Source organism: Actinomadura harenae, from assembly GCF_003696215.1.
GTDB lineage: Bacteria > Actinomycetota > Actinomycetes > Streptosporangiales > Streptosporangiaceae > Spirillospora > Spirillospora harenae.
The window spans coordinates 1-9,636 of the sequence record NZ_RFFG01000183.1 but is presented as its reverse complement, the minus strand read 5'-3'; the positions used below and the strand labels follow the sequence as shown (position 1 = coordinate 9,636).

Below are 9,636 nucleotides of genomic sequence, written 5' to 3'. Positions count from 1 at the left end.
TTTGCCACACGAGCCAAAGCCCTCCGCGCGGTCATGCGCTACATCGAAGGCTTCTATAATCGACGTAGGCTCCACTCGGCGAACGGGTACCGAACCCCATGGGAGGTCCACACCGAGTATCTGGACCGACAGCAGGCCGCATAGATCACCCATCAAGCAGCTGTCCGGAAAACGCGAGGCCCCTCAGGGGCGGAGACGTGGGGCCAGTGGCCGGGCCAGCTATGACCGGCACGGGCGCAGCGGGGGTCTTGGCAGGTCAGTGCCTTGGTCTGGTGAGCCAGTGGTGGACGCGACTACCCCACGTGGGGTACTCCCAATGGCTGCGCAGCGCGTTCGATGAGTGATTCTCTTCCTCAACCTCCAGGTCCTCCTTTCCTTCAAACCCTTCATTCTCCAGTTCTTCTCGTGCTCATGCGTGGGATTCCTGGAGAGGTCGAGGTGGTGAGGTCGAGAGAGTCTTGCCGGGAGGGCTGCTGTTTGGTGCGCGCGGGCGAGGTCTGTTCTCTGTCGTGCTTGCCGTCCCGGTGTTGGATATTCGTGGCGCACCATCTCATTCGAGTTGGTGTAATTCTGAGCGCAGAGAATTTGCCTCATTTTTGTGGGCGGGGGGATTGGGGTTGGGGTGCGGTAAGGATGTTCAGCTGTTGAGGTGAATAAAAATGCGGCGGAGATGCTTGCATGGTCGTGTCGCATCGAGAAATGGTCGAGCTCTATTCACGGGGACGGCACCGGAATTCGGTGGCCGGACATCAGAAATGGAGCCGATGTGACCACGGAAACCATCCACCGCACCATCACCGCGAACGCGCGCCCTGACCGCGCCGTCCCGCCCGCCACCGCGAACAACGTTCCGTCCGGCCATCTGCGGCTGGAGGGGGCGGCAGGCGACGTCTGGGACGCGTTGACGGCCAATCCCGGCGCTACCGTCGCCGACATGACGGCGGCGGCGCAGGTGAGCCGCGCCACCGTGACGCGGACACTGGCGACCCTGGAAGCCGACGGCCGGGCCGTCCGTGTCCGGGGCGGGCTCGTTGGGGGTGTGCGCGTCGCCGACACCTGGACGGCCGTTGTCCCGTCCGCCGCGCCCGACGCGATGCCGGACGCCCCGCCCGAAGTGGTGCCGGACGCCCCGCCCGAAGTGGTGCCGGACGCGGCACCGGGCAATACGGACGACGAACGTTCGGAAGAGGCCGGGGCCGCGATGTCCGCCGAAGGCACGGACGACGATCCCGCGCCGGTTGTCGAGGAGTTCGCGGAGGAGCAGCTGCGGGACGTGCGTGCCGTGCTCACGGGGATGGGGGCGGCCGTTGCGGAGGCGTTGGCGGCGTTGGACGTCGGAGACGCCGGAAGCGCCCTGCGGGCGGTGGACGCGATCTATGGAAGTTCGGGCAAGGCCCGCCGTCTGACGCGAAGCGTCGCCCAGGGCCGGGCGCGTAGCGCTTCGGGGCGACCCCGCGCCTTGCCGGGGGAGATGCGCGCGAAGGTCGCCGCGCACCTGACGACCCACCCGGGGTCACAGTTCACCCCGCACGAGATCAGCAAGGTGCTGGGCCACTCGGCCGGAGCGGTGTCCAACGCCCTGGATCGCCTGGTGGAGGCGGGTGAGGCCGAGTTGGTGTGCGAACGTCCGCGCCGGTTCACGGCCGTCCCGGGTGCGGCCACCGAGCCCGCCGCCGCGAGCGGAATAGCGGCCTCCCGGAACTGACCCCGCCCCCGACCCACCCAGCTCGCCAAACCGCCACGGCACCCACCCACACGCCATACCACGCGATTGGACGATGACATGACCACTTCCACCACGCCCACGACCCCGACAGCCCAGGCCATCACCACCCCGCCCAACCGCCTCGGGCAGGGCGAGCTACGCCGCCGCGTCGCGGTGCTTCTGGCCGAACACCCGCATGAGGCCTTCACTCCTGGCGAGATCGCCCGCAAGCTCGACCGGTCGGCCGGGGCGGTGGGCAACGCCCTGACCACGATGGTCGGACGCGGACAGGCCGAACAGGTCGGAGAGAAGCCCCGCCGGTATCGCGCGACACCGGCGACCACGGACGCCACCACCGCCCTCCTCACGAGCGCACGCGCGGCTAACTCCACCACCCCGGCTCCGGTCCGCCCCACGAACGTGGAAGTGCTGCGCCCGGCGGACCCGACCGGGAACACGGGCGGCGCGGCGACGGGCGGGCCGGTGGTCCGGCCGAACGGACAGACCTACCACCCGCGCAAGCTGGCGGACCTGCCCGACGTCGCCGCGTTGCAGAAGCTGCGCGCGGCATCCATCCCGGCCCTGCTGTACGGGCCGCCGGGGACAGGCAAGACGTCGCTGGTCGAAGCGGCCTTCTCGGACCTGATCACGGTGGCCGGGGACGGTGACACCACCGTTGCGGACTTCATCGGTGAGTACACCCAGGCGACGGGCGGCGGATACGAGTTCGTGTACGGGCCGCTGGTGACGGCGATGACCGAGGGCCGGGCGCTGCTGATCGATGACGCCACGCTGATCTCGCCGAAGGTGCTGGCTGTGGTCTACCCCGCGATGGACGGACGGCGGCAGATCACCGTCAAAGCCCATAAGGGCGAGACCATCACCGCCGCACCCGGCTTCTACGTCATCGCGGGACACAACCCCGGCGTTCACGGCGCCGTCCTGACCGAAGCGCTCGCGTCCCGGTTCGCCGCACAGATCAGGGTCTCCACCGACTACGACCTGGCCAAGAAGCTGGCGATCGAACCGCGCGCGGTCCGGGTCGCGCGGAACCTGGCCCGACGACAGGAGTCCGGCGAGATCGGCTGGGCGCCGCAACTCCGCGAACTGATCGCCTTCCAGAAGATCGCAGGTGTTCTCGGCCCTGCCGCCGCCGTGGCGAACCTGTTGGGAGTCGCGCCGGAGGAAGACCGCGAGGTCGTCGCCGAAGCACTCAGCGCGGTCTACGGACGCGACATCACCCCGCTTGCGCTCGGCCCGCAGGTCTGACCGCCCACCGCATTCCGCCCGCCCTACCCTGCGCGGCCCGTTCCGGCCGCGCCTGTTGGAGGAACCGATGACCAACGCACACGTGATCAGTGGCCCAACGCCCGGCCCAGCGACGAAACCGCGCGGCGCGTGGCTGCGGCTGTCGGCCGCGCTGAGCGAGGAGATCTGCGACCTGGCCGACCGGGAAGACCTGACCGTCACCTGCGCCCCCGGAAAGGGGCACGGCGCGCCGGGCTGTTTCATCCCGGAGCTCGCCGCGATCGAACTGGACGGCTCCCACCTGGGCCACCACCCCGACACCTGCGACCCGTCCCGCCCGGCCGACCGGACCCGATACGCGCCACTGTGGGGCGTCCTGGTCCACGAAGCCGCGCACGCCGCCCACACCCGCTGGACGCCGACCCCGGGAACGTCCGCCGCGCATGTGGACGCCGCGCTGGTGTTGGAAGAGACCCGCATCGAAGCCGCCCAACTCCGCCGCCGCCCGGCCGACCGCCGCTGGCTGCGCGCGTCGGCCAGCAGCCTGATCCTCGCCGACTTCACCACCCCGCCGCGCGGCGGCGCGGCGGCGGGTGCTTTGGTGGCACAGCCACTGGCCGCCCCGCCGACCGTGCCAGCGTCCAGGCCCAACGTGGCGATGACCCCATGGAACGCCGCCCGCGCAGCCGGGCTCCTGTTGGCCCGCACCGACCTGGGCATCCTGGAGCGTGCTGAGACGGCCGGGCTGGCCGCCACCATCGCCTCCGTTCTGGGCACCAACCGGCTCGTTGAGCTGGCCAAGCTCTGGCGTGCCGCGCACGTCACGCCCGATGAAGACCGCGACACGATGCTCGAACTCGGCCGCCGATGGTGCGAACTCGTCGGCACCGATCCCAACCAGCCCGCCCCCACCGAAGGCGGCACCGGGACCGGGAACACGAACCAGGAGGGCAGCAAGGGAAGCACTGGGGCGCCCAGCCAGCTCGCCGAAGCGATCGGAGGCGCCCTCGCCGCCGTCGAGAAGGCCGAGGCCGCCGCGTTGGGGACGACCAGCGCAGATGCAGACGCACGCGAACAGCGCGCCCACGAGCGCGCCGCCCGTGTCGCGCGCAAGGTGTTCAACGTCCCCAACCAACCAGGCCCACAGCGCGGCCCGACCGCAGTCGCCAGGACGCGCGCGCCCCACCCGGCAGAACAGTCCGCCGCCCGCCGGTTGGCGCGGGCGCTGCGCTCGGCCGCACACCGCGAACCCACGGTCACGGCGGTGACCTCGCCCATGCCGCCCGGACGCCTGCGGATGCGAGACGCCCTGGCAGCCGACGCTCAGCGCGCGGCCGGAGCCATCCCCACCGCCGAACCCTTCACCCAGACCACCCGCCGCCCGGTCCCGTCCCCACCGCTGAGAATCGGGATCGCCTGCGACGTGACCGGATCCATGCAGGCCCTCGCAGACCCGGTCGCCTCAGCCGCGTGGATCCTGGCTCGCGCCGCCGCACACGTCCCCGACGCACAGTCGGCAACGGTCATCTTCGGAACCAGAGTCCGCCCCGTCACCAGCCCCGGCGTCACGCCCGCCCGGGTCGCGGAGTTCACCGCACGCGACAGTCAGCACCGATTCGCCGAAGCGGTCGACGCCCTTGACGGCATCATGGACCTCTCGCGGACCGGTGCCGCGCGCCTCCTGATCGTCGTCTCCGACGGGATCTTCCCCGCAGCCGAACGAGCCCTCGGCCGCGACCGCATCGCCCGCCTCACAGCCGCCGGATGCGCCGTCCTGTGGCTGGCCATGGACGAACGAACCCGTCCGATCGACGGCGCCGATGTGGTCGCCCTGACCGACCCCGCACAAGCCGCCGCCGTCATCGGCACCGCCGCAACCCGCGCACTGCGCCGCGCTTGAACACGGCCCGGCCAGCGGGGGCGGCCTGTGGTCGCCCTGCTGGCCCCATGCCATACGGCGCCGCCACATCCGGCCAACCGACCGATCATCGAAGGAGAGACGCATGGCTGACGAGATGTTCATCCTGCTCGGCTGGGCCTGGGACATCGACACCGCGACACGACTTGCAGCACGCTACCCCGCCCGTCACATTGACATCAGGCCTCTGGCCTGGGCGAGGGCCGTCATAGCGATCGATCCCGCACACGCTGCGACAGCCGACCTGACACGCCCACTGCTGGCCGTGAGGCTTCCACACGCCACTACGCCACTGGTGATCGACGGATGGCATCGCATCCACCGCGCTCTGACCACCGGCGTTCACGAACTCCCAGCCGTCGTGCTCGGCCGAGCCGACGAACGCGCCTGCCGGATCCTGGGCGGCTCCGTCCGGACGGTTTCTGAAACCTAGACGAGTAGTTCCGAAGTTAGTGGTCGTAGGCGATCAGTGATCGTGTGGTGGGTTGTCCGGTGCGGTGGTTGTGCCAGATCGCTGTGGTCATGGCCAGGATGCGTTGGGCGATTCGGGTGGCGACTCCCTCGATGGTCCGGCCGCCGTGTTGTTCCAGGTCGAGTTGGCCTTTGAGGGTGTCGTTGACCGACTCGATGAGCTGGCGGACCGGTTTGAGGAGGTGTTGGCCGGGGCGGGCCGGTTCGCCTCGCATCGAGGGCCGCAGTAGCTGAATTCCCCGCAGGGCCAGGTCGTGTTCGAACCAGCGGGCCCGAAAACCCTTGTCGGTGATCAGCAGCAGGCCCGGTCGGTCGGCGGCCAGTTCGGGTTCGACGTCCAGCATCGCGGCGATCACCTCGCGCTCGTCGAGTTTGGGGTTGGCCAGTGCCCAGCTGATCGGTATCCCGGCCGGTGTGCAGATCAGGTAGAGGCGCAGTCCCCAGAACCAGCGTGAGTGGGAGCGGCAGTAGCCGTAGGAGGCCCATCCGGCCAGGTTCGAGCGTTGGGTGGTCGGGCGGGAACGTCCGCACTCCACTGGGGTGGAATCGGCGATCCACACGTTGTCCAGCCAGAAGTCGGTGTCGCGGGCCAGCAGGCGGATGACTCGTTTCACCAGGGGCAACGCCGCGCGCAGTCGCTTGTTGTAGCCGGGCCGCTGGGGAAGGTAGGGGAACATGCCGGCCAGGTGCCCGCGGGCGAAACGCAGCCATCTGGCCTCGGAGGTGAACCCGAGCATGGCCTGGGCCACCGCCAAGGTGACCAGTTCGGAATCGGTCAGCAGCGGCGGCCGACCGAGCCACCGTTTCGTCCCGATCTCGTCATCGATCTTCACGTACAGTGCCGTCAAGAGGGTGTTCAGTTCTTCGGTCTCCACAAACCGAGCCTGAACACCCTCGCTCTATCCCGGCAGACAGACTTCGGAACTACTCGTCTAGGAGCCCTCGGCGGCTCAGCTCTGGACTTCAGGGAAGCGGCACAGGACTTGACCCTGCAAGCCGAGGTGCGTGCTGATCAGCATCCGATCGTCCGTGTCATTGGGGCTGGGATTCCGGCGGCGGGCGGCAATCCGAGGAGGAACACGCAAGTGGAAAATGTGAAGTGGACCGGTGGGACGGCGTCCGACTGGTTGTGGTCGCCGCCGCCGATGCGGTGGAGGCGGGTCTACGCGGGCCACGCGGGTCAGGTTCGGTCCGCGCGGAAGTTCGCCGAAGTGCTGTTCGCGGGAACGCCGTGTGTGGAGGTGGTGGCGCTGGCAGTGAGTGAGCTCGCTGGCAACGCCGTCCGGCATTCGCGGTCGGGCGAGGGGAACGGTGGCTGGTTCGGCCTGGAGCTCACTCAGGGCAATCCCGTGTATGTCGCTGTTACCGACCTGGGCGGACACGGCGTGCCGACCGTCCTGCCCAAGGGGTACGGCGGCCTGAACGGCGAGGGGGGCCGGGGGCTCAAGATGTTGTATGACCTGGCTGTGGCGCTTGGCGTCCACGGCAACCGCAAGTTCGATCATACGGTCTGGGTCGACCTTGACTTCCGCGCCAAGCTGGAAACCACGGCCCAGACGCAGGCATTGCTGGCGTCTTAGGAGGGCCCAGCCTGACTCAACCAGGCTGGCCCCTCGAGGAGAGGATAGACACCTCGAAGCGCAACGACCCCGTCTTCAGCCGACATCGGATGGAGGCGGGGCCACCGAGAGCGGAAGTCGACGTGCAGGTTGAGGTCCATGAAGTCCGCCTCGTCGTCCCCGGTGAACGACTGGATGTAGATCCGGAAGTCCCCCCTCTGGTGCCTCCAGGGAAGGGTGAAGGTCCAAGTCTGCTTCCACGGGCCCTTCAGTCACGTCCCGGGGCTTGACGGGATATAGCAGCCTCGGCCAGTGGCGTTGGTGAGCCGTGGAGGGCGGGATATCGCCACTGGCCGTTCGGATGTGGATGGCCGCCGTCCGGGCGGTACGTGGGGTCGCCGAGGGAAGGGCCCGGCGACTACAGCCAGCGGAGATCAGAACCGTTCAGGTGCGTTCGTTCTGGTCGAGGCGTCGCTGGAGCCGGGTGTTGATCTGTTGGGCTTCGGCGAGCTGGTCTTCCAGGATGATGATGCGGCAGGCAGCGTCCAGCGCGGTGCCCTGGTCGACCAGGTCGCGGACGCGCTGGGCCAGGCGCAGCTGGTAGCGGGAGTAGCGGCGGTGGCCGCCGGCCGAGCGCTGTGGGACGAACAGCTTGGCGGCGTCCAGGGCCCGGAGGAAGGCGGGGGAGACGTTCAGTAGCTCGGCGGCGCGGCCCATGCTGTAGGCCGGGTAGTCCTCGTCGTTGAGCTTGTCGTCGAGCAGGTCGGCACCGGCGTCCTGGTCGCCGGACGGGTTCTTGGTTGCCGCAGGGGGGCTGGTGGCCCCGAGGGTCTCAGATTCCATAGATCCTTCCGTGTCGGTCACGCGGGTGCGTGCCGGGATGACGCCGAACAGGGCCCCGGTGCCGACTGCGGCACCGGGGCCCTCAAGGAACAACACCATCTATCCGGCTCTGCGGCCGGTTCTGCTCCGCGTGGTCCGCTCGCCTGAGCGGGGACGCGGGGATCGCGAATGCGTGACCGAAGACCACCACCTTGTCTGTGGAACTGCGGTACCCGCGCGACGTGACTGGAGCCTGCGACGGGCGATCCCGATGGCGCCGAACCCTCCTTCCCTCGACTTCATTACCTGGTCTTGCACCTACTGCACTTGCTGTCACTCTCAGGGCGGCCGGTTGACCGCCCCGCACGGCACCGCCTGCCAGGGCCCCTTCCACTGCGTCGGCCCCGGCACGTCCGGCCCGTGTCACCCATCTCGGCGGGCAGTTCGTCCTCTGCCACGTCTCATGGACTTGTCTCGTCTCGATGACAGGAACACTAACCGATCCCCGCGCGAATATCTACCTTGATCACAACAGATTTTCGTGGATCCTCTGCCAAGGTTCGTCAGCAGGAAGGGGGCCGTGCTCGGCGCTGACCGGACAGAGCAGCCGACGGGATCGGCGGTCGCAGCGTGGTGCGTACTGCCGCATACCGGCCGCACCCCAGGTGCGTGGGTCGGCTCCCGTGACGTCGGTGGGCGTGGCCCTGGTGGACGCGGAGCGGGGAGGACCTGTTGGAGACTGCCTCCGCCAAGGGCGCGCGGCAAGACGGCCGCCATCGAGCTCGTTGGCAGCGGCGCGCTTGGCGGCGACCGTTCCGGAGCGCCCGAATGCCGAACGGTCCGAGCCCCGTGACTGCGTTGGCGGGCTTCCGGGTGTTCCGGCCCACGGGGCGGCATAGATGATGCCGATGGCCTGGCCGAACGTAAGACTGGTGGACGAGGTGGCCCGGTCGTGGAGAAGCCGGTCGAGGGCGTCCAGACGCCGGTGCAGGAAATCGGGGATACCGTCGGCCGTCCGGAAAGGGCGGTTTAGGCGGGCCCGGTGAAGTTCGGTGACATTGGCGGCCCGGTGGAAGCGGCCGAGGAGTTCGGCGAGCACCGGGAGGTCTCCGGGGAGCGCGTGGTGGCCTGGCACCTGCTCGAACACCAACTCCCGAGGGCCGATGGCGTGCAGGGCGGGGACCGGAGCGTCGCGAGCCACGCGTGGTGGGCGGCTGCTGCCATGCATGAGCGTTGTCGCAGTAGGGGTTGCGGCAGTTCGCGACGGGGGTCATGCCGGGCTCCGGGCGAGGACGTTAGGGGCGTCACTGCGGCGACGGACACGGTCCCGGTCGGCGTACAGCCCTGGTACGGGCCAGGGGCGGTGAATGGCCGGTCGGTCGGCGGCATCGTTCACCGCCTCCCGCAGGTCAGGTGCGGGCGGCCCGCTCCAACTCGGTGGCGAGCCGGTTTGCGGCCCGCCGGGAGGTGACGATGTGGACCTGGGCGTCTCCGGCGTGCTCGGCCAGCAGTGCGCGAACCCGAGGAGCCATCTCCCGGCGGTATCCCCAGATGTAGGTGATGAAGCTCCAGGTGATGCGGTCGTAGACGCCGTTGGTGTGCTGGCCGCCCCGGTAGCGCATACGGCGCTGGGCGATGCCCCACAGGCAGGTACGGGCGGGCAGGTCCAGGAAGACCACGTGGGTCGCGCGGCGCAGCCGGATCGGCAGGGTAGAGGCGTAGTTCCCGTCGATCACCCACGTGTCGGCGGAGACCAGCTCTTCCTGACGCGCGGCGAACTTGTCGGCGGGGAGCTTGTTCCACTCGTCGTCGTAGAACTCCGCGTCCAGGTGCGTGATCTGCGTACCGATCGCGTCGGCCAGACGACGGCCCACGGTCGTTTTGCCGCTGCCTCCGCAGCCGATGATCGCCAC

At 69.2% G+C, this 9,636-nt stretch carries 8 protein-coding genes and 1 pseudogene; 6 read left to right on the top strand and 3 right to left on the bottom strand.

Annotation, left to right across the window (positions count from 1 at the left end; translation table 11 throughout):
- From EBO15_RS41565 to EBO15_RS41545, 5 genes and pseudogenes are all read left to right on the top strand, one after another.
- Positions 1 to 144, top strand: a pseudogene (locus tag EBO15_RS41565) (IS3-like element ISAar4 family transposase); the annotation flags it as partial.
- A 505-nt stretch (positions 145 to 649) separates the two neighbouring features.
- Positions 650 to 1,705, top strand: a complete 1,056-nt coding sequence (locus tag EBO15_RS44850; RefSeq protein WP_158628501.1) for a MarR family transcriptional regulator — start codon at positions 650 to 652, stop codon at positions 1,703 to 1,705.
- Positions 1,706 to 1,783: 78 nt separating this feature from the next.
- Complete coding sequence (locus EBO15_RS41555) at positions 1,784 to 2,974, top strand: AAA family ATPase (protein ID WP_122199941.1); 1,191 nt, start codon at positions 1,784 to 1,786, stop codon at positions 2,972 to 2,974.
- A 67-nt stretch (positions 2,975 to 3,041) separates the two neighbouring features.
- Complete coding sequence (locus EBO15_RS41550; RefSeq protein ID WP_122199940.1) at positions 3,042 to 4,853, top strand: hypothetical protein; 1,812 nt, start codon at positions 3,042 to 3,044, stop codon at positions 4,851 to 4,853.
- 103 nt (positions 4,854 to 4,956) lie between these two features.
- Positions 4,957 to 5,304, top strand: a complete 348-nt coding sequence (locus tag EBO15_RS41545; protein WP_122199939.1) for a hypothetical protein — start codon at positions 4,957 to 4,959, stop codon at positions 5,302 to 5,304.
- 16 nt (positions 5,305 to 5,320) lie between these two features.
- Here the strand turns inward: EBO15_RS41545 and EBO15_RS41540 are convergent, their stop codons facing one another.
- Positions 5,321 to 6,217, bottom strand: coding sequence for an IS982 family transposase (locus tag EBO15_RS41540; RefSeq protein WP_122199938.1), 897 nt, complete (start codon positions 6,215 to 6,217; stop codon positions 5,321 to 5,323).
- Between the two features lie 108 nt (positions 6,218 to 6,325).
- On the opposite strand from EBO15_RS41540, the gene EBO15_RS41535 reads away from it, so the two are divergent.
- Positions 6,326 to 6,922, top strand: a complete 597-nt coding sequence (locus EBO15_RS41535; protein WP_147481895.1) for an ATP-binding protein — start codon at positions 6,326 to 6,328, stop codon at positions 6,920 to 6,922.
- Positions 6,923 to 7,345: 423 nt separating this feature from the next.
- Here the strand turns inward: EBO15_RS41535 and EBO15_RS41530 are convergent, their stop codons facing one another.
- Together EBO15_RS41530 and EBO15_RS41525 are read right to left on the bottom strand one after the other, a co-directional pair.
- Positions 7,346 to 7,618 (bottom strand): helix-turn-helix domain-containing protein, encoded by a 273-nt coding sequence (locus tag EBO15_RS41530; protein ID WP_233616833.1) that lies wholly within the window; start codon positions 7,616 to 7,618, stop codon positions 7,346 to 7,348.
- Between the two features lie 1,514 nt (positions 7,619 to 9,132).
- Positions 9,133 to 9,636, bottom strand: a 504-nt coding sequence (locus EBO15_RS41525; RefSeq protein WP_233616832.1) for a P-loop NTPase family protein, incomplete at its 5' end; no start/stop codon positions are given.